The 19,343-nt window shown below is 39.0% G+C and carries 16 protein-coding genes; 10 read left to right on the top strand and 6 right to left on the bottom strand.

Translation table 11 applies throughout. The features are described from left to right. The first annotated feature begins 1 nt into the window (after nt 1). From M028_RS0117505 to M028_RS0117515, 3 genes are read left to right on the top strand one after another with little or no spacing between them, the layout of a single operon-like run. On the top strand, nt 2-1,039 hold the full coding sequence (locus M028_RS0117505) for an electron transfer flavoprotein subunit alpha/FixB family protein (RefSeq protein ID WP_026575011.1): 1,038 nt from the start codon (nt 2-4) through the stop codon (nt 1,037-1,039). Continuing rightward, on the top strand, nt 1,023-2,318 hold the full coding sequence (locus M028_RS0117510) for an FAD-dependent oxidoreductase (protein WP_026575012.1): 1,296 nt from the start codon (nt 1,023-1,025) through the stop codon (nt 2,316-2,318). The genes M028_RS0117505 and M028_RS0117510 overlap by 17 nt, the downstream gene beginning before the upstream one ends. Then, entirely contained in the window at nt 2,318-2,614 is a 297-nt protein-coding gene (locus M028_RS0117515) for a ferredoxin family protein (RefSeq protein WP_026575013.1), read from the top strand. The genes M028_RS0117510 and M028_RS0117515 overlap by 1 nt, the downstream gene beginning before the upstream one ends. 161 nt (nt 2,615-2,775) lie before the next feature. On the opposite strand, the gene M028_RS0117520 is transcribed toward M028_RS0117515, so the two are convergent. After that, on the bottom strand, nt 2,776-3,027 hold the full coding sequence (locus tag M028_RS0117520) for a hypothetical protein (RefSeq protein ID WP_026575014.1): 252 nt from the start codon (nt 3,025-3,027) through the stop codon (nt 2,776-2,778). A 261-nt stretch (nt 3,028-3,288) separates the two neighbouring features. On the opposite strand from M028_RS0117520, the gene M028_RS0117525 reads away from it, so the two are divergent. After that, on the top strand, nt 3,289-4,077 hold the full coding sequence (locus tag M028_RS0117525; protein ID WP_026575015.1) for a hypothetical protein: 789 nt from the start codon (nt 3,289-3,291) through the stop codon (nt 4,075-4,077). A 128-nt stretch (nt 4,078-4,205) separates the two neighbouring features. Here the strand turns inward: M028_RS0117525 and M028_RS0117530 are convergent, their stop codons facing one another. After that, the gene (locus M028_RS0117530) at nt 4,206-5,033 is read right to left on the bottom strand and encodes a TetR/AcrR family transcriptional regulator (protein ID WP_026575016.1); all 828 of its coding nucleotides are present in this window, start codon (nt 5,031-5,033) and stop codon (nt 4,206-4,208) included. A gap of 97 nt (nt 5,034-5,130) precedes the next feature. On the opposite strand from M028_RS0117530, the gene M028_RS0117535 reads away from it, so the two are divergent. From M028_RS0117535 to M028_RS0117550, 4 genes are all read left to right on the top strand, one after another. Then, nucleotides 5,131-8,214 carry an efflux RND transporter permease subunit gene (locus M028_RS0117535; RefSeq protein ID WP_026575017.1) on the top strand — a complete coding sequence of 1,028 codons (3,084 nt, stop codon included), beginning with the start codon at nt 5,131-5,133 and terminating at the stop codon, nt 8,212-8,214. A 172-nt stretch (nt 8,215-8,386) separates the two neighbouring features. Further along, nucleotides 8,387-9,976, top strand: a complete 1,590-nt coding sequence (locus M028_RS0117540; RefSeq protein ID WP_026575018.1) for an ATP-binding protein — start codon at nt 8,387-8,389, stop codon at nt 9,974-9,976. A 12-nt stretch (nt 9,977-9,988) separates the two neighbouring features. Further along, nucleotides 9,989-10,690 carry a response regulator gene (locus M028_RS0117545; RefSeq protein ID WP_026575019.1) on the top strand — a complete coding sequence of 234 codons (702 nt, stop codon included), beginning with the start codon at nt 9,989-9,991 and terminating at the stop codon, nt 10,688-10,690. A gap of 260 nt (nt 10,691-10,950) precedes the next feature. Further along, the gene (locus M028_RS0117550; RefSeq protein ID WP_026575020.1) at nt 10,951-12,384 is read left to right on the top strand and encodes a GntT/GntP/DsdX family permease; all 1,434 of its coding nucleotides are present in this window, start codon (nt 10,951-10,953) and stop codon (nt 12,382-12,384) included. Nucleotides 12,385-12,512: 128 nt separating this feature from the next. Here the strand turns inward: M028_RS0117550 and M028_RS0117555 are convergent, their stop codons facing one another. Further along, complete coding sequence (locus M028_RS0117555; protein ID WP_026575021.1) at nt 12,513-12,752, bottom strand: YusG family protein; 240 nt, start codon at nt 12,750-12,752, stop codon at nt 12,513-12,515. Between the two features lie 168 nt (nt 12,753-12,920). Here M028_RS0117555 and thrC point away from each other — a divergent pair, with 168 nt between their 5' ends. Both thrC and M028_RS0117565 read left to right on the top strand, forming a co-directional pair. Then, nucleotides 12,921-14,324, top strand: coding sequence for a threonine synthase (gene thrC / locus M028_RS0117560; RefSeq protein ID WP_026575022.1), 1,404 nt, complete (start codon nt 12,921-12,923; stop codon nt 14,322-14,324). 305 nt (nt 14,325-14,629) lie between these two features. Further along, nucleotides 14,630-15,625: an ABC transporter substrate-binding protein gene (locus M028_RS0117565; protein ID WP_026575023.1), complete on the top strand. Its 996-nt coding sequence runs from the start codon at nt 14,630-14,632 to the stop codon at nt 15,623-15,625. A 262-nt stretch (nt 15,626-15,887) separates the two neighbouring features. Here M028_RS0117565 and M028_RS0117570 read toward each other — a convergent pair whose 3' ends face one another. From M028_RS0117570 to M028_RS0117580, 3 genes are read right to left on the bottom strand one after another with little or no spacing between them, the layout of a single operon-like run. After that, entirely contained in the window at nt 15,888-17,045 is a 1,158-nt protein-coding gene (locus tag M028_RS0117570) for a homogentisate 1,2-dioxygenase (protein ID WP_026575024.1), read from the bottom strand. Between the two features lie 33 nt (nt 17,046-17,078). Beyond that, nucleotides 17,079-18,377 carry a fumarylacetoacetase gene (gene fahA / locus M028_RS30330; protein ID WP_051591084.1) on the bottom strand — a complete coding sequence of 433 codons (1,299 nt, stop codon included), beginning with the start codon at nt 18,375-18,377 and terminating at the stop codon, nt 17,079-17,081. Further along, entirely contained in the window at nt 18,374-19,315 is a 942-nt protein-coding gene (locus M028_RS0117580) for a hypothetical protein (protein WP_051591085.1), read from the bottom strand. The genes fahA and M028_RS0117580 overlap by 4 nt, the downstream gene beginning before the upstream one ends. Nucleotides 19,316-19,343: the final 28 nt, after the last annotated feature.

Below are 19,343 nucleotides of genomic sequence, written 5' to 3' on the forward strand. Positions count from 1 at the left end.
GATGGATTTTAAAGATTATTCAGGTGTTTGGGTATTTATCGAAGAAAAAGACGGGGTAATTGCTCCAGTTTCTCTTGAGCTATTAGGGGCAGGGCGGAAATTGGCCGATAAACGTGGATGTGAGCTGGCGGGTGTTTTAATAGGGGAAAATATTAAATCTTTAACAAAGACGATTTTTGAATATGGAGCGGATTCTGCCTATGTCTACGATCAGCCGATTTTTAAACATTACCGAACAGAATCTTTTATGAAGGCGCTTCTAGATTGTTCCAATAAATATAAACCAGAAATTATCCTTTACGGTGCAACCTCAACTGGAAAAGACCTAGCCAGTGCGGTCGCTACCGACTTGCCAACCGGATTAACAGCAGATACGACCGAGTTGGATGTGGAAGAGGAAACCGGTCTACTCTTAGCCAGCCGCCCAGCCTTTGGGGGAAATATTATGGCGACGATTCTTTGTAAAAAATATCGCCCGCAAATGGCAACGGTCCGTGCCAAGGTCATGAAAGCGCTGACTCCGCAAACAGGCAGATCTGGCAAGATTATCGAAGAAACTATTTCCTTACAAGAAGATGATATTCGGACAAAAGTATTAGAAATTGTGAAGGAAACCACAAAAAAGGTCCGAATCGACGAGGCAGATATTATCGTTGCCGGGGGAAAAGGGTTGGGGAGTGCAGAAGGGTTTCAGTTAGTTCACCATTTAGCCGAAACGCTTGGCGGAGCTGTCGGTGCCAGCCGGGATGTAGTGGAAGCGGGGTGGATCGCTCATCCTCACCAAGTTGGGCAGACCGGTGTAACGGTCACGCCAAAGATTTATTTTGCAATAGGAATCTCCGGAGCGATTCAACATGTCGTTGGGATGAAAAACTCCGGTTTGATCATTGCCATAAATAAAGATCCGGAAGCGCCAATTTTCCAATCTTGTCACTATGGAATTGTCGGTGATGCCTTTCAGATTGTCCCAATATTAATAGAACAGTTTAAGAAAGCATTATCAAGAGAGGAGGTAGAGAGCTATGCCGGAGAAGTTTGATTGTATAGTCGTCGGGGCAGGGCCTGCTGGGATCTCCTGTGCCCATGATTTAGCAAAAGGCGGTGCAAACGTCTTGCTTATTGAAAGAGGAGAGTACCCAGGTTCCAAAAATGTCATGGGGGGTGTCCTTTATCGAAAAATGATGGAGGATATTATCCCGGAGTTCTATAAGGAGGCTCCTATTGAACGTCCGATCGTTGAGCAGCGATTTATGATGATGGATAAGGAGTCTGCTGTCACCTTTAGTTATAAGGGTTTGGAGTGGGCCAAGGAACCCTACAATAACTTTACCGTATTACGAGCAAATTTTGATCAGTGGTTTGCCGAGAAGGCGGTCGAGCAAGGTGCAATTTTAGTATGCGAAACCGTCGTATTAGAATGTATTGTTGAAAATGGAAAGGTAGTCGGTGTCCGAACAGATCGCCCAGACGGAGATATTTATGCAGATGTGGTCGTTTTAGCAGACGGGGTGAACTCACTATTGGCCCAAAAGCTCGGGTTTCACAAGGAGCTAAAACCAGAAGAAACGGCCTTGGCCACAATGGAAATTTTGAAACTTGATAAAAAAATCATTGAAGACCGTTTCAACCTTGAAGAAAATCAGGGCTGCACGATTGAATTATTTGGAGATGCTACAAAAGGAATTCTCGGCACAGGGTTTTTGTATACCAATAAAGATACATTAAGCATTGGTGTAGGGACACTTCTATCCGGGATGATTAAACATAAAATTAAACCATATGACTTACTTGAATATGTAAAAAACCATCCGATGATCCGCCCGTATATTCAAGGAAGTGAGCCGGCAGAGTATTTAGCTCACTTGATTCCAGAAGGCGGATTTAATTCGATGGGGAAAATTGTCGGCAACGGTGTCATCGTCATCGGGGATGCTTCCCAGTTGGTCAATGCGATTCATCGGGAAGGTTCGAACTTGGCGATGACTTCTGGCAGACTGGCAGCGGAAACGGTTCTTTTAGCAATGCAATCAGAAAACTTTTCTGAAAGTATGCTGAGCCATTATAAAGAAAAATTATTTTCAGGATTTGTCGGCCAGGACATGAAAAAATATAAAGATTCAACCCATCATTTTAATAAATTCCCGCAATATTTTGAAGAGTATATTCCGATGATCAATAAAGCTGCAAGTCAAATGTTTACCGTTGATGGATCGTCCAAATGGGAGAAACAAAAGAAAGTCGTAAGAGGCCTAGGATCTGCGAAAGAGAAGATGAAACTTGCCCGCGATGTTTATAAAGCCTGGAAGGTGATGAAATAATGAGTGAACAGAAAAAATTTCAGTCCATCGAAGAAAAGCAATATCTCGTTCGCTTTAACGCAGATACAAAATCACATCTTCATGTAAAAGATAATGATATTTGTTTAACGTCATGCCCTGATAAAATCTGTACCATTTTTTGTCCGGCAGAGGTTTATAAATGGGAAGATATCCGCATGCATGTTGGGTACGAAGGCTGTCATGAATGTGGCAGCTGCCGGATTGGCTGTCCTCATCAAAATATAAAATGGGAGTATCCGAAGGGCGGCCACGGGATTGTTTTCCGGTTAGGATAACACTAGATTTAAATTTCAGGGCTATCTATTTGGATAGTCCTTTTTTATGATTGAATTATAGAGTATCTAAAATCTTGCTAAGTTCATTAAATGGAGATTCACATACGGAACCGCACGGTGAATTTTCACATGCGGTTCTTTACAATTTACCTATATATACCTTAATGTTTTAAGTGTACAACTGTAATGGAAAATAGTCTTTTAAATAAAGGAAATAGTGTCCCTAAAATAATGGCAGGGATATCGATGACAGACCATAAGATGTGATATAACTTTATATCCTTGCTCTTTCCGATGGTTGCCTGCCGTAAGCCGCTGTCAAAAATCCAAAACGCCCTGATCACTGTGTAAAATGAGTAAATTCCCAATAAAGCAATTTCCCACCATGTTAATTGAATAAATAGTGTGTTCATTTTCTCCATCTCCCTGACAAGTGAAGGTGTTTGTTTAAATTATAATCCACATTTGTTTGTTATTGTGATTTTTACCAAAAAGTACATATATTGTTCAATAAGTTATGTCCAAACAAAATAGGATTATTGTATTTTTATTTTACAGTTATTTGAAAAAGAGTAGTGTATTGAGGGTCTTGAATAGTCTTTTTTATCCATTCACTTTTTTCATTTCCTTATATAGTATTAAGAAATAAATAGAAAAAGAGGAAGGAGAATATTGTGAATACAGATCAAGCTTATGCCCTTTTAATGGATGCTGGCGTCAAAGAAGAAACCAGTATTGAAACGATTAGACGATGGTTACGGGAAAGAAAGATTTATTTCGAAGGAAAAGGAAATCGGAATAATGAATACATAATTGATAATATGGACCAAGCATTAACCATGTTAAAGGATGCTGGAGTTACTGAAAGCGACAGTGCACAAATTGTTGGGCGCTGGTTGAGTGAAGGAAAAATTAAAAACGTGAGGAATAGGAAGAAGGACGCCACTGCTGAACCGAGTAAAGCAGTGACTAATCAATTTTTAAATAATCCTCAAGATCAATTGAAGATAATCCAGCAATTAAAAGAAAAAATTAATGCACAAAATGAACATATTAAAGGAATGGAGCAACTCCACAAAACTTCCATTTACACATTAAAACAACAAAGAGATAAATTAAATAGGGAAGTTGGCATCCTAGAGAGTGAAAAAAGTGAACTACAGAACGAAAGTATGAATTTACTAAAAGAAAACAGGGAATTACGTAATGAAATTTTAAAATTAAAACAAGACCCTTCTTATGGAATGAAAAGAAACCCTGAGAGGAAACCAAGTACCCCACAACCTAGAACGAATCATTATCGTCAAAAATTAGGTCTTTCCAAAACAGCAAACGAAAAAGAAATCGTAACAAGCTATAAAAAATTATTAAAAATAACCCATCCAGACCATGGCGGGAACTCTGCAGCCTTTCATTATATTAAAACAGACTATGATCAATTTAGAAATAATAGTAAGGAATAAAGTATCTGTATTTTATCGTACTTTGTGATTGAATACTAAGTTGAGTTGAGCCTTTTTTGCTAAGGCGGGAATCCCGGTTTAGCAAAAAGGGCTTTTAGCGATAGGAAGAAGAGATTAATCGTTAGTTTTTAACATCCATAATACCGGCGAAGCAAATAAGAGACCCATTTACAATGCGGATGATTTCGAATATTTTCCACTAACCCTTTTACGATCGCTAAGCTGTATACTGGTTCTTGCAGTTCCTGTTTTAATAGGGTTAATGATTCTTTTTCAATCGATTCATCCATTTCCCCTATTATGTGTTCAAGATTCTCAAGAATTTGTTCCTTCGTGATTTCCTCATTCAGCGGCTCCAGCATATGAAGGAGTTCCCTAGAAACAAATGGAAGGGTCATATGCTGAGCCAATATGGTTGTTTTTTCCCCTAATGATTCCGAGAGTAAATGCAAATCTAATGGAACATTGTAGAATACAAAAAATTGTGAGTAAGTATTCATAAATCCCTTAATGCAAAACATTAAATCATATTGTATTTTTTCCACTTCATTTCCATATAACCGTTCGATCATCAAAAGGATACTTTTTTCCATTAATTTATCATAATACTTCATTTTCAAAATGAGTTCTTTATTAAGAGTTTGTGACTGCTCTTTCATAATAACCTTTGCAAAATCCGAATGCTTCTGAAAATTATAGTAAATAGCATAATAAAAATCATATAAAAGCTCTTCAACCTTCGAATTTATGACTATGTAGTCAATATCAGAAATAATCTGCATCATAAATTGATCAATTAATGCGATAATTAATTCGTCCTTTGACTTGAAAGAAAGGTAAAAGGCCCCCTTGGATATGCCGCAATAATCAGTTATTTGTTGTACAGAAGTGGCCTCAAATCCTTGCTTGGCAAAGAGTTCTAAAGCCTTTTCCATAATTAGTTGTCTTTTAACCATTAAATCGCACTCCTATTACCTTTCGTTTGACAATTGACCGAATGGTCATTATTATAAGGAATTGAGTTTATTAAGTCAATTATGGGTAGGTGCAAAAGTGAAAGGGTTAGTTAATTTTGTTCTTCATAATAAATTAGCAGTCTGGCTGCTCACGATCATCATTACGGTATCTGGTATTTATTCAGGCACAAGAATGAACATGGAGACCATACCGAATATATCGATTCCTTACTTAATGGTAACGGATGTTTACCCGGGAGCGACTCCCAAGAATGTAATGGAAGATATATCAATGCCAATCGAAAAGGCAGTAGAGGGTCTTGATCACGTAAAGTCCGTTTATTCCAATTCCTATTCTAACATGGCTAGTATCCAGGTGGAATACGAGTATGGTATTGATATGGACGAAGCAAAACGGGAACTAAAATCTGCATTAGATAATGTGAAATTACCAGAGGGGGCAAAAGAGCCGACAACATCTGCGATTAGCATGAACATGATGCCGGTTGTGGCCCTGAGTGTCAGTAGTTCCAAAGAGGATATTGTTGGATTGACTTCCACAGTTGAAGATAGTTTACTTCCGAAAATCGAGAAAATTGAGGGTGTTGCTGATGCAACCATCACAGGTCAGCACATTGATGAAGTAGACTTAACGTATAACAAGTCCAAAATGGCTCAATTCGGTTTAACAGAAGATAAAGTCAAACAAATGATTCAAGCAAGTAATATGGCTGTATCATTAGGATTATATGAGTTTAAAAAAGGTGAACAAGCGGTATCAATCGACGGCAAGTTCATGACAGTGAAAGAATTAAAGAGCATGCTCATTCCTGTCACACCATCTGCAGCCAATCGTTCGCCCTTTGTGAAACTAAGCGACATTGCTTCAATTCATGTAGTGGGTAAAGTGCAGTCCATTTCACGTACAAATGGCAAAGAGGCAATTGCGATCCAAATTGTCAAAGGTCAACAAGCTAACACTGTTGATGTTGTGAACAAGGTGAAAAAGGTCATAAAAGATGAAAAAGCAAAAGTCGATGGACTTGCGATTGATGTTACCCTTGACCAAGGAAAACCGATCCAAGAGTCCATTACAACGATGATTGAAAAAGCGGTATTTGGTGGGTTGATTGCTGTATTAATCATCCTTCTCTTCCTGCGTGATTTTAAATCAACGATTATTTCAATCGTCTCGATTCCCGTTTCTATTTTTATGGCGCTAATGATTCTGCATTGGATGGATATTACGCTTAATATTATGACTCTTGGAGCGATTACCGTTGCGATTGGCCGTGTAATCGATGATTCCATCGTTGTTGTTGAAAATATTTTTCGACGATTACATTTAAAAGAAGAGCAATTAAATGGACGGGCTCTTATTCGTGAGGCCACCATTGAAATGTTCAAACCAATCCTTTCATCAACCTTGGTAACGGTTGCAGTATTCGCGCCGCTGATTTTCGTTGGCGGCATGGTCGGGGAGCTATTTGCACCGTTTGCATTGACGATGGCGTTTTCGCTTGGGGCTTCCTTACTTGTGGCCATTACCATCGTTCCTGCTTTATCTCACTTCTTATTTAAGAAAAAATTATATGGTGAAAAGACAGAAAAACAACATAAAGAAGTTGGTAAATTAGCAAAATGGTACAAAGGTTTTCTTAACAAGTCGCTTAACCATAAAGTAATTGCTTCTATCCTAGCGATCCTTTTATTAGCAGGGAGTTTGGCGTTAACCCCGTTAATCGGCTTTAGTTTTATGGGGAGCCAAGAAGATAAGGTGATGTACTTAACGTATACTCCAAAAGCGGGCGAACTTCGTAAAGATACATTAGCAAACGTCAAAGCAGTTGAAGAAAAAATGCAAAAACGTGATGATATTGATATCGTTCAAGTATCAGTTACAGAAGCTGGAGACACGTCAACCGCAATGTTTGGCGGGGCAGGCGGCGGAGGTTTAATGTACCTAATCTTTGATCCGAATACGAAGAATTTCCCGAAAGTGAAAGAGGAAATTGAAAAGTATGTAGCGGGTATAAATCAATCAGGAAAATGGAAGAGTCAGAACTTCTCTTCGATGTCTGGTTCTAATGATGAGGTCAGCTATACTCTCTATAGTGAAGATTTAAATAAACTTTATCAATCTGTTGATAAAGTAGAAGCTGTTTTACAAAAGAATAACGGTTTGAAAGATGTGACTTCAAGTGCAGAAGATCCTTATGTGGAGTACACCTTCCGTGTGGCACAAGATGAATTGATTAAATATGGATTAACAACAGGTCAGCTCGTTGGAATGTTAAGTCCGCAAAAAACGGAGAATGTATTAACTACTGTAGAAAAGGACGGTAACGCATTAGATGTAATTGTTCAGCAGGAACAACAGAAGGAGCCTAAATCGATTGAGGATATGTTAGATAAACAAATCCCAACAGCTATTGGTAAAACTGTCCCTCTTTCCGAGCTTGTCAAAGTCAAAAAAGGAACAACCTTAAATACGCTTTCACGCAGTAAAGGTGAATACTACGCAACTGTTTCTGGAAAAGTGAAAGGGAAGGATATTTCAAAGGTAACATCTGAAGTAGGTAAAAAAGTGGATAAACTAGATTTACCAAAAGGGGTTACAGTTAGTGTTGCCGGTGTCCAGGCAGATATGTCTGATACATTTACCAAACTTGGTGCAGCCATGGCTGCTGCAATTGCTATCGTATATTTCATCCTTGTGGTAACCTTCCGCGAGGGTGTAGCACCATTTGCGATCCTGTTCTCGTTACCGTTTGCCGTCATCGGTTCATTTGTTGGTTTATATATCGCAGGTGAAACCATATCTGTATCCGTTATGATGGGGCTGCTGATGTTAATCGGGATCGTTGTCACGAATGCAATCGTTCTGGTAGACCGGATTATTCATATGGAACGTGACGGATTGAGTATGCGTAATGCAGTTTTAGAAGCCGGAGCAACACGCCTACGTCCAATCCTGATGACAGCCATTGCTACCGTTGGTGCGTTAATCCCATTAGCGTTGGGAGAAGGTGGCGGAGGTTTAATCTCAAAAGGTCTTGCTATTACCGTTATCGGCGGTTTAACAAGTTCGACCTTATTAACCTTAGTGGTTGTACCAATTGTATATGAGGTTCTCTCTAAATTATTTAAGAAAAATCGTAGAGAGATCGAAGAAAACTAACGAAATAAGACCTATAAGGTGAAATTTTAATAGGTTATTTATGGACCTGCTCAAATGATTTGAGCAGCTCCTTTTTGTATATTGGTAAACAAATAAAAAAATCATAGCTTTTCGTTAAATCCTATTTGATATACTAGAAATATTATACGCTTTCAATCTTGGAGAGAAGTTTATGAAATTACCCAACATGAAATTGAAATTATTTACTCAGATGGTATTGCACATATCAATTGTTATTTGCGCTACTACGATACTAGCAGCTATATTTTTTACGAAAATAATCGATGATCTTTCAACACAATATCTTGGTCATGAGGCAATGTCTGTAGCAAAATTAGCTGCACAGGATGATAGGATCATTCGTGCTTTTAAAAGCGACAACCCATCAAAGGAAATTCAACCGATTACAGAGAGGATGAGAAAGCAAACAGGTGCAAGTTATATCGTGATAGGAAACAAAAAGGGAATCCGTTATTCCCACCCTAATCGAAAATATATTGGTAAATCAATGGGTACGAGCAATCAGCCTGTTTTTAAGCAACACATCTCCGTTGTATATTTTGGTGAAGGGATCTCCGGTCCTGCAATCAAGGCTAAAACCCCTATTCTAAATGAAAAGGGAAAAATAATCGGTGTATCCTCTGTCGGCTTCTTAATGGTGGATGTAAAAAAAAGAATTCTTACCTATAGAGAAGAAATTATTGTACTGGCTCTATTGTTACTGGCAATGGGAGTAGCAGCTTCTTTTTCTATTGCAAGGAGAATAAAACGGAAAATGTTTGGTCTGGAACCCGAGGAGATTTCCTATGTTTTTAAAGAAAAGGAAGCAATTCTTGAATCGATTCGGGATGGAATCATTGCAGTAGATAAAGATTTTCGTGTATTATCCATGAACAAAAGAGCACGCGAGTTGCTTTCGGTAAATTTCCCGCTGAATGATTCGATTATTCGGAATTCTCGGCTAAGAGAGATGATTCAAGATGTTATTGAGGCCAAAGCAGGAAGATCGAATCAAAAGGTTCTTCTGGGGGGGCAGGTGTATGTAATTGATTTTTCAATCGTACCTCAAATCAACGATATTGCGGGAGTCGTCCTAACAATCCGGACGGAAGTTGAAATTGAACAATTGTTTGATGAGGTATCAAAAATTAAATCTTATTCCGAAAACATTAGGGCACTCAACCACGAATTTTTAAACAAATTAAATACGATATATGGATTGTTAAGTATTGAAGAATACGATAAAGCGAGGGAACTCATCTCCAGTGAAGTGGAGGATCGACAAGACACCATTGTTTTTCTAATGACAGCGGTTAAAGACCCCTTCCTTGTAGCTTGTTTACTTGGAAAAATTAATCGTTCTAAGGAGTTAAAGGTAGAATTGAAAATTGATCAAGAAAGTCTTCTTTCTGAGATTCCTGAATCAATGGATACGAAGCTTCTTGTTTCCATTATCGGTAATATTATTGATAATGCAATGGAAGCTGCAAAGGAAAAACATGAAGAAGGGGCAATGGTAACCGTTTCTTTTACCGATATTGGCAGGGATCTTGTTTTTGATATTCAAGATAATGGATCCGGTGTTCCAAACGAAAAACAAAATTCTATTTTTAAAGAGGGATATACAACCAAAGAAGGGAAAAATCGCGGTATTGGTCTAAGCATCGTCAAGAATTCCCTTGAGCAATTAAATGGACAAGTCTACATTACGAGTAGCTTTTTGGGCGGATCAAAATTCACACTTGTGGTTCCTAAAAGATAAAGGAGAATGTATATGGCAGGAAACTCCATTCAGGTCTTAATTATTGAAGATGATCCGGTTGCAGCAAGTATTTATAAACAATTCACCGAAAAAATAGAGGGATTTGAAGTTTCTGCTATTGCAAATTCAGGGGAGGTTGCGCTTGGCTATCTTCATACATTTAGGCCCCAGTTAATTTTGTTAGACATTTATCTGCCGGATATGAATGGTATCGACTTACTTCGGGTAATCAGAATGAAATTTCGGGGGATTGATATAATTCCCATCACCGCTGCAAATGACGCAGAAACCGTTACAGAGGCGATTCGAGGAGGAGTTTTTAGTTATTTAATTAAACCGATTGATATTAAGAAATTCACGAATGAATTGACTAGATATAAGTTAACGATGGAGAAGCTTCAGATTAAAAAAACCATGGTTCAGAAGGAAATCGATGCCTTTTTCTCCTTAGCAGACCCTGCTACTCCTAAACTAAGGGAAGAAAAACAACTTCCTAAAGGCATCGATCGATTTACATTGATGAGAGTCCGTGACAAGCTTTATTTTGAAAAAGGGAGTGTAAGTGCAGAGGAGTTAGCTGTCCTTCTTGGAATCACAGATTCCACTGCACGAAAATACTTAGAATATCTTTCATCCATTAATGAAATGGAAGTAGATATCCAGTATGGTTCGGTGGGGCGGCCAGAACGTAAATACAAATGGAAAAAGAAATGATGACCTGAGGATTGGTGAAAGCCAATCTCTTTTTTGTTTTCTTTTGTATTTACAGTAAATGTAAATTTTGAGTTTATTATTTTAATTCAACTAATTTAGATAATATTTTATTTTTTCTGCCTAAACTATACAGTTATCTTAATAGCTTCTTCAAACGACGGTTTGAAAGCGTTATCTAGTTATTTTAGGGAGATTTGAGAGCGCTCTCTTGCTCAAAGGTTCAAATTCAATATTTTACGATTTTAAAAGGGGTGCAGTTTATGACAGGTCATGATATTTCTTTGCTCATTGTTGCAGTAAGTGGTATTTTGCTGCTTGTTTTCCTTATTGTTTCAAAATTACGGTTCCACCCAATGTTAGCATTATTGGTGGTATCAATTGGTGTAGGGTTTGCATCAGGTCTTGATGCTGAAACCATTGTCACTTCCATTGAAGACGGTGCTGGTCATACTCTTGGAGGGGTCGGTCTGCAGGTCGCAATAGGTGCCATGATTGGAAAACTATTGGGAGATTCCGGTGCAACTGATCAAATCGCGTCGGTCATTTTAAAACGATCCACCAAGCGAACCTTACCATGGTTAATCGGTGCGGCAGCGTTTATTATTGGAATCCCCATGTTCTTTGAGGTGGGATTGATCATGATTTTACCACTTGTCTTCTCGGTCGCAGCCCAAGTGGAAAAGCAAGGGAATATAAAAGGTTCAGCATTCATTTATATAGGCGTACCTGCGATAGCTGCCCTAGCAACCATGCATGGTATGGTACCGCCGCATCCAGGTCCACTTGTTGCAATTGAAGGGTTTAAATCGAATTTAGGGGGTACGATGATTTATGGTCTTATCTGTGCAATTCCTTCAGCGATCCTGGCGGGGCCTGTATATGGTAAATTTATTGCTCCACGGATGACCGTTCGTCCCGACCAACTTTTATTAGAGCAATATACCGCTGCCTCCGTAGCATCAGAGAAAACATCAGTATCAATTGACCCCTCAAAATTTATGGCGGCAACTGTAGAACAACGTCCGGTTTCAACTGTAACCTCATTTGTAGTAATTTTGCTGCCAATGGTTATCATGTTAAGTCGTACATTAGCTGAAACTGTGTTTAAGAATTCGGTTTTGTTTAATAAAATCACTGAATTCATTGGAGAGCCCGTTATTGCTTTGCTTATTGGTTTAATCGTAGGGATCATTTTATTGGGATATGGACGCGGAGTCGATACAAAAAAGCTTCGAGATTCATTTGGTTCGAGCCTTAAGCCTATTGCGAGTATCTTATTAATCATCGCCGGGGGTGGTGCCTTTGCAAAGGTACTTGTTAATTCCCATGTCGGTGATGCAATCATCCATCTTTCTTCGGGAATGAAACTCTCTGCAATTGCAATCGGTTGGCTGATCGCTGCTTTATTATCTGTCACAACAGGGTCTGCTACCGTGGGGATTGTTGGAGCTACAGGATTGTTAGCACCGCTAGTTGGATCAGACCCAAGCATTAATAAGGAATTATTAGTGGTAGCCATTGGTGCAGGTTCCTTATTCTTTAACTACGCTAATCATGCAGGCTTCTGGTTAGTAAAAGAATCATTTGGAATGTCAATGGGAGAAACTTTTAAAACGATTACCATTATTCAATCAATCATAGGCCTGGTAGGATTGGTTATGGCACTGCTATTAAATTTACTGCCTCATTTCTAAGAAAAATTTAATTTCAATCTGAGAATAATTAGAAGAGTTTTTCATCATATTACCCAACTAAATTCTTCTATATAAAAAAGCCTAGGTTTTGGAAGTCAAAATCTAGGCCTTTTAAATTTAATAGCTGGTTAACACCAGCCGCCATCATCACAATCCGTATATTTGGCATCTGTGCCTTCGGTTACGGTAACGTGCTGGTATATTTTTTGCTGATCCGCCTCAAAATGATGTTCCAAATCGTATTGAAGATTTCCAGAAAGCTTTATTTTTCCAATACAGGTATTTTCTAGATATAATTCCATTTCACCATTTTTAATTTTTCCCGTTACACGTTCGGTCACATCTATTTTTTGCTGTTTTAACGTCATCTTTTGTTCACCCTCCAAATAAGATAGATCTAGTTTTCCCATTATTAAGGAAAGTTTTGTGGAATATAAAGGTAGAAATAAAAGCGAAATATTCAGGCATTTTATATTGACTTACGACCAGTTTTGAGTAACGATAGTAATACATAATATTAGCTTGGAGGATCACCTATGAACTTTGTAAGTACACGCGGAAATGTAAGTAAAATTGGTTTTATTGATACAGTCTTAATGGGGCTGGCAAATGACGGTGGGCTTTTAGTCCCAGAAAAAATCCCGCAAATTCCTGCTGAAAAACTGCAGGAAATGTCTAAGCTTACGTATCAAGAACTAGCATATGAAATCTTTTCCTATTATGTAGAGGGGGAAATACCGGATAACGAGCTAAAGGAACTAATCGAGAAAAGCTATGCAACTTTTCGCCATCCGGAGGTAACACCTGTCAAAAAAGTGAAGGATCACATGTATGTGCTGGAATTATTCCACGGTCCGACCTTTGCTTTCAAAGATATTGCACTACAATTCTTAGGAAATTTATATTCCTATATTTCCAAGAAAACAGGTGAAACCATTCATATTCTTGGTGCCACCTCAGGGGATACTGGTGCTTCAGCCATTGAGGGCGTGAGAGGAAAAGAAGGAATTAGAATTTGTATTTTACATCCACATGGAAAAGTAAGTAAGGTACAAGAATTGCAAATGACGACCGTTCATGACGAAAGTGTCTTGAATCTTGCGATAAATGGTACGTTCGATGATGGCCAAAGAATTATTAAGGAACTGTTTGCTGATGTTGAATTTAAAAATAAATATCATCTTCGTGCCATAAATTCAATTAACTTTGTCCGAATTTTAGCGCAAACTGTATATTATTTTTATGCATATTTCCAAGTGGCAAAAGAGACAAACGCAAAAAGTGTTAACTTCAGTGTCCCAACAGGGAACTTCGGAGATATCTTTGCGGGGTATCTAGCAAAGAAAATGGGCCTTCCAGTTGGAAAGCTTATTGTCGCAACAAATGAAAATAATATTTTAGAAGGATTTATTCATGAGGGAGTGTACAAGCCAGGTGAGTTCCAAAGCACTTTCAGCCCATCGATGGATATCCAAGTTGCCAGCAATTTCGAACGTTATCTGTACTACTTAGTTGGTGAAAATCCAGAAAAAGTAACGGAGTTAATGAATCAATTCAAGGCAGAAGGAAAAATTGCCGTAACTGAGGAGCTGCTCTTTCAAGTTAAAAAGGACTTTGCCGCACATGGAGTAGTGGGAGAAGAATGCTTAGAAACGATTAAGAAGTACAATGATGAAACGAACTATTTATTAGATCCACATACAGCTTGCGGGGTTGCTGCATATGAAGCATGCAATGAACAGAATGAGGTTTGTGTCACTCTTGCAACTGCTCATCCAGCTAAATTTAATGAGTCAATTGAACGTTGTGGTATTAAGCAGACTTTCCCGGAACAAATCAGTCAATTGTTTAATAAACCGCAATATCTAGAGGTTATTGAGGCGGACAATCAAATAATTGTTCGAGAGTTAGAGAAGCTATTTAGTTTTTCTACTAATTAGTAATAAATGTTAATAACCATTGATGACGGGTTCCCTGTCCAATAATCTAAATAATTTTAATCTTGCCCCTTTCAAAAAGGGGCTTTTTACATTATATACGCCTTTGTTTTCTTGGCTCAATCATGTCGCTGTCGAAAATGCTATGTAATTTGACAAAAAATTCCTAAAATTATATTGTCCTATACCAATAATAATGTTAAAATCTGAATATTATAAATTTCTAGCAATAGAAAAATAGAAGACTACTTTATCAATTTTTTTAAAAGAAAGTACATATGTAGTCAAAGAAATTGGGGAGGAAGAAGATGAAGAAAAGTTTTGCCATCATCATTTGTGGATTGCTATTATTGCTTTCCGCATGCGGAGCAGGAAGCAAGGAAACAGCTGGGGAGAAAAAAGAGAAGGTTGTGAAGATAGGCATTACACAGCTTGTCGAGCATCCATCTCTTGATGCTGCACGAGAAGGTTTTATCAAAGCACTAAAGGATGCCGGGTATGAAGAAGGAAAGAACTTGAAGCTTGATTACCAAAATGCCCAAGGGGACATGAATACCAATATGTCGATTGCTCAAAAATTGGTGGACGACAAGGATGATCTTATTTTGGCAATTGCTACTCCTAGTGCACAGGCGGTTGTAAAATCAACGAAGAATATTCCAGTTTTATTTACCGCCATTACCGATCCGGTTGGGGCTCAACTGGTTCAAAGCCTTGATAAGCCGGGTGGTAACGTAACAGGAACCTCTGATACACACCCAGAAGCAATCAAGAATACGATTGCTGCCATTAAAAAGTTTATTCCAGATGCCAAGAAGGTGGGTATCATTTATAACAATGGTGAACCTAACTCAGTTGTCAATGTGAAAAAAGCTAATGAAGCCATTAAGGCAGCAGGGCTTGAATCTGTTGAAGTGACGATTTCTACTAGTTCCGAAGTAAAGCAGGCAGCTGAATCCTTGGTGGGACGTGCAGATGTACTTTATATTCCAAAGGACAACACTGTCGTATCTGCTCTTGAATCTGTTATCAAAGTAGCGAATGCGAAAAAGATCCCAACCTTTGTAGGTGAAGGGGATTCCGTCAAACGAGGAACCTTTGCATCGTATGGTTTTGACTACCATGACCTTGGTTACACTACCGGGAAAATGGCTGTGGAAATTCTAAAGGGTAAGAAACCAAGCGAAATTCCTGTTGGTTTCCCAGAAAACCTTCAGCTGATGATTAATAAAAAAGCGGCTGAGCAGGAAGGAGTCAAATTAACAGATGATCTGTTAAAGGATGCCAAAATAGTAGGGGAATAGAAGAATAATGTCTTAAACTTTCATAAATAACGTAAAATACCACCTTGGTTCTTACAAGGTGGTATTTTACGTTGCTTGGTTAACAGTTTGAAGTACACAGTCCTGGTGAAGTAACAAGGCTTTTCCTGTGACCCAATCAATTCGAATTGGATCTATGAATTGTTTTTTAGTGGATCTACCTTATCTCCTACTAATGTATATGTCCCGGGTGCAGCATATGCAACAAAGTCAAGTGCAACTTATTTATGACTGTTTTTTTGTTCTATTTAGGTAACCAACTGCTCATATAATCCTCAACTTCTAGATCGTGGGCATGTTTTACAATATAAAGTGGCCGGAAGGTGTCAATCATGACTGCAAGTTCGCGAGTCTCTTTTTTACCGATACTTTCTTCAATTTTTCCTGGATGCGGCCCATGCGCAAGTCCGCACGGATGAAGGGTGATGGAACCTTCATCAACCCCGCGCCGGCTCATAAAATCACCATCCACATAATAGAGTACCTCATCACTATCTACATTGCTGTGTACATAGGGAGCAGGAATCGCCTCTGGATGATAGTCATACAGACGAGGAACAAATGAACAAATGACAAAATTGTATCCTTCAAAGGTCTGATGAACAGGTGGCGGCTGATGAACACGGCCAGTTATTGGTTCAAAATCATGGATACTGAATGCATAAGGATATAAATATCCATCCCATCCAACTGCATCAAGCGGATGGAAATCGTACGTATAGGAAGTAATCATTCCTTGTGCCCGGACGCGTATTTCAAATTCACCTTTTTCATTTTTTGGTTCAAATCGTTCCGGTGTCCGGATATCGCGCTCACAAAAAGGAGAATGTTCGAGAAGTTGGCCAAACTCATTCCGATAGCGCTTCGGAGTTACAATGGAAGAATTTGATTCAACAATTAGGAAGCGTGCTTCTTCTGACTCCAAAACGACACGGTAGGTAGTACCAATAGGTATTACCAGATAATCCCCAGGACCAAAACTTAACTCCCCAAAAATACTTTCAATTTTACCGGTTCCTTCGTGAACAAATAACATTTCATCGCCCTCGCCGTTACGATAAAAATATTCCATCTGGCGATTAGGGCGTGCCACACCAAGTGCGAGATCATCGTTTGCCATGAAAATCTTGCGTGCGGATAGAAAATCACCGCCAACTTCTGTTTTCCAAGTACGAAAATGACGATGTCTTAAAGGTCCTCTTTCTTCAAATTCATAACGAACATCACAAATTTTTTCCGCCTTTTTAACTTGTGTTGGCTGATTAATATGATAGATAAGTGATTGAATGCTAGAGAAGCCTTTCGTACCCATTAATTGTTCATAATAAAGACTTCCGTCTTCTTGACGAAATTGCGTATGCCGTTTATGGGGAATGCGGCCCATTTTAACATAATATGCCATAATCTAAACTCCTTTTGTTTTTGTAGTAGTATTTTAGATTTTTACTTTAGCTTGTTTGCCTAATATTTTCTCTTCAGAAAGCGCAGGTAAAATCTTGCCGGAAACTTCACCAAAACCAATTCGATACCCATCTCCTTGGCACCAGCCGCTAATCGTCAATGTATCACCGTCTTCGATCCAGGTGCGTTCACCACCGTCGTTAAGCTCTAGTGGTTGTTCACCCCGCCAGGTAAGTTCAATTAGGCTGCCCCGTTCTTCCCGATTTGGACCGCTAATTGTTCCGGATGCCTGCATGTCACCAGGGCGGATTTTACAACCTGTAATAGTATGATGGGCAACCTGTTGGGCAATGGACCAATACATATAGTTAAAGTTGGTTTTTGTAATTCTCGTTTCTTTTCCTGTATTTTCAGGTGTTAAATAAACTTCTAGATTAATATTAAATGATCTATTTTTTCCTTGCTGCAAGTAAGGAAGTGGTTCTGGATCTTGCTTGGGTCCAGTCGTGCGAAAGGGTTCGAGCGCTTCTAACGGTACAACCCAAGGTGAGATAGATGTGGCAAAATTTTTCGCAAGGAAGGGGCCAAGCGGCTGATACTCCCATGCTTGAATATCACGAGCACTCCAATCATTTACAAGAACGAGCCCAAAAACATGATCTTCAGCCTGGTCAACAGGTATGGGTTCACCAAGGGAATTGCCAGGGCCGATGAACCATCCTAATTCAAGTTCAAAATCAAGCTGTGTACACGGGCCAAATACGGGATAGGCTGAATCCTTTGTTTTTCTTTGGCCTAAAGGGCGCCGAACCGGGGTTCCGCTTGGAACAATCGAACTGGCTCGTCCATGATAGCCGATTGGCAAGTGGGTCCAATTTGGCGGTAATGCATTATCCTTGCCTCTAAAAATAGTTCCTACATTGGTCGCATGTTCTTTTGAAGCATAGAAATCGGTGTAATCACCAATCTCTGCAGGAAGCAGCATGGTTACATTTTCCATTCGATGAAATGCTTGATCACAAAGATTTTTATCATCACGTAAAACAGGCGTGTTTTCATCTAAAAGATATTGAAGTTTAGACCGAACGGAAGGCCATACTAACCGTCCAAGTGCCATAAATGGATTTAGAGAAGGAGAGGAAAAAATATTTTTTCCTTCCACACCGGTCCCATCTAATAACCCGGCTTGTTCAATTAAGGATAAATCAAGTACATACTCCCCAATTGCTGTCCCTACACGAGGACGTTCCCCGGTTACTTGGAATACGCCATATGGTAAATTTTGAATCGGGAAATGTGAATCCGGTTTTGTTTCGATAAAAGAATGTTTCATCTAACTGCCTCCTCATGAAATAATAAAAGTTCTCCTAGTTCTTCTCGTGGTTCAACGAAACTGCAGCTTCCGTAAGAAAGAGAAAAAACATTACGTGCTGTATTAATCTCTTTGGAACTAACGGCTAAATTCCGCCAGCTGAGTTCGTTTGATGTAAAGGTAAAATGATCTGGGTTATCATCAAGTAATATCTCTTCAATCGTTTCTTCTGAAATGGAGAGGCAATAGGCCATAATCGATGCAGTAAAAACATTAACGAATCCATGCATGAAGGTCGTTACTTCTTTACGGTATTGGCGAACCGGGTGGTGGAGACCAGCTGTAAATTTAAGTGAAAGTCCTAGCTTTTTACATTCATGGATGACGTACGCTGCCCTGTCCGCAGATGGAAACAAATTTGCCGTAATTCCTCCCATACGAAATTTAACCCCAATAGGTCGTGAAAAGTCTTGATTTAGCTTCATGATTTTTTCTAATGAGGATTGCAATTGTTCACTAGTTCCTGCTATTTCACCATAAATTCGATATCCCGATATTAATTTATCAAGCTTTTCGAAGATATCAGAATTCATTTGAAAGGATGGTGGGAATTCAATCGCCTCGATTATTCCTGCCGTTTGGTAGGTTTCCGAAAAAAGCTGGATAGCATCCAAATCTGTTCCTAGCGCATCAGATTTTGAAAGAATAATGGATAGTCGAAGGGGCGTCTGTTCATTAAATAAATCTCTAAAAGGTTCTAGTTCCACCAATCGTGAAGCCGGAATCACAAACGGCCCAAGCATCCAGCTATCCTCTTCTTGAAAATAAGAATGATAGTTTAAAATCGCTTCTCTAAGCGGAAGTGCGGCAGGTGGGAACAAACCTGCATAATCAATCAGTTCTGTCATGAAATGACTGACCGCATCCTCTTTCCAATTTACCTTTATCTTTGTTAACAATCCGCCATGCACCTCCTATGTAAGGAGG

The sequence above is a fragment of the Bacillus sp. UNC438CL73TsuS30 genome (genome assembly GCF_000482325.1).
GTDB lineage: Bacteria > Bacillota > Bacilli > Bacillales > Cytobacillaceae > Neobacillus.

Excerpts from the sequence above, each read along its gene's own strand:
- M028_RS0117505 (WP_026575011.1), top strand. The coding sequence starts at position 2 with ATGGATTTTAAAGATTATTCAGGTGTTTGGGTATTTATCGAAGAAAAA.
- M028_RS0117510 (WP_026575012.1), top strand. The coding sequence starts at position 1,023 with ATGCCGGAGAAGTTTGATTGTATAGTCGTCGGGGCAGGGCCTGCTGGG.
- M028_RS0117515 (WP_026575013.1), top strand. The coding sequence starts at position 2,318 with ATGAGTGAACAGAAAAAATTTCAGTCCATCGAAGAAAAGCAATATCTC.
- M028_RS0117520 (WP_026575014.1), bottom strand. The coding sequence starts at position 3,027 with ATGAACACACTATTTATTCAATTAACATGGTGGGAAATTGCTTTATTG.
- M028_RS0117530 (WP_026575016.1), bottom strand. The coding sequence starts at position 5,033 with ATGGTTAAAAGACAACTAATTATGGAAAAGGCTTTAGAACTCTTTGCC.
- M028_RS0117540 (WP_026575018.1), top strand. The coding sequence starts at position 8,387 with ATGAAATTACCCAACATGAAATTGAAATTATTTACTCAGATGGTATTG.
- M028_RS0117545 (WP_026575019.1), top strand. The coding sequence starts at position 9,989 with ATGGCAGGAAACTCCATTCAGGTCTTAATTATTGAAGATGATCCGGTT.
- M028_RS0117550 (WP_026575020.1), top strand. The coding sequence starts at position 10,951 with ATGACAGGTCATGATATTTCTTTGCTCATTGTTGCAGTAAGTGGTATT.
- M028_RS0117555 (WP_026575021.1), bottom strand. The coding sequence starts at position 12,752 with ATGACGTTAAAACAGCAAAAAATAGATGTGACCGAACGTGTAACGGGA.
- thrC (WP_026575022.1), top strand. The coding sequence starts at position 12,921 with ATGAACTTTGTAAGTACACGCGGAAATGTAAGTAAAATTGGTTTTATT.
- M028_RS0117565 (WP_026575023.1), top strand. The coding sequence starts at position 14,630 with ATGAAGAAAAGTTTTGCCATCATCATTTGTGGATTGCTATTATTGCTT.
- M028_RS0117570 (WP_026575024.1), bottom strand. The coding sequence starts at position 17,045 with ATGGCATATTATGTTAAAATGGGCCGCATTCCCCATAAACGGCATACG.
- fahA (WP_051591084.1), bottom strand. The coding sequence starts at position 18,377 with ATGAAACATTCTTTTATCGAAACAAAACCGGATTCACATTTCCCGATT.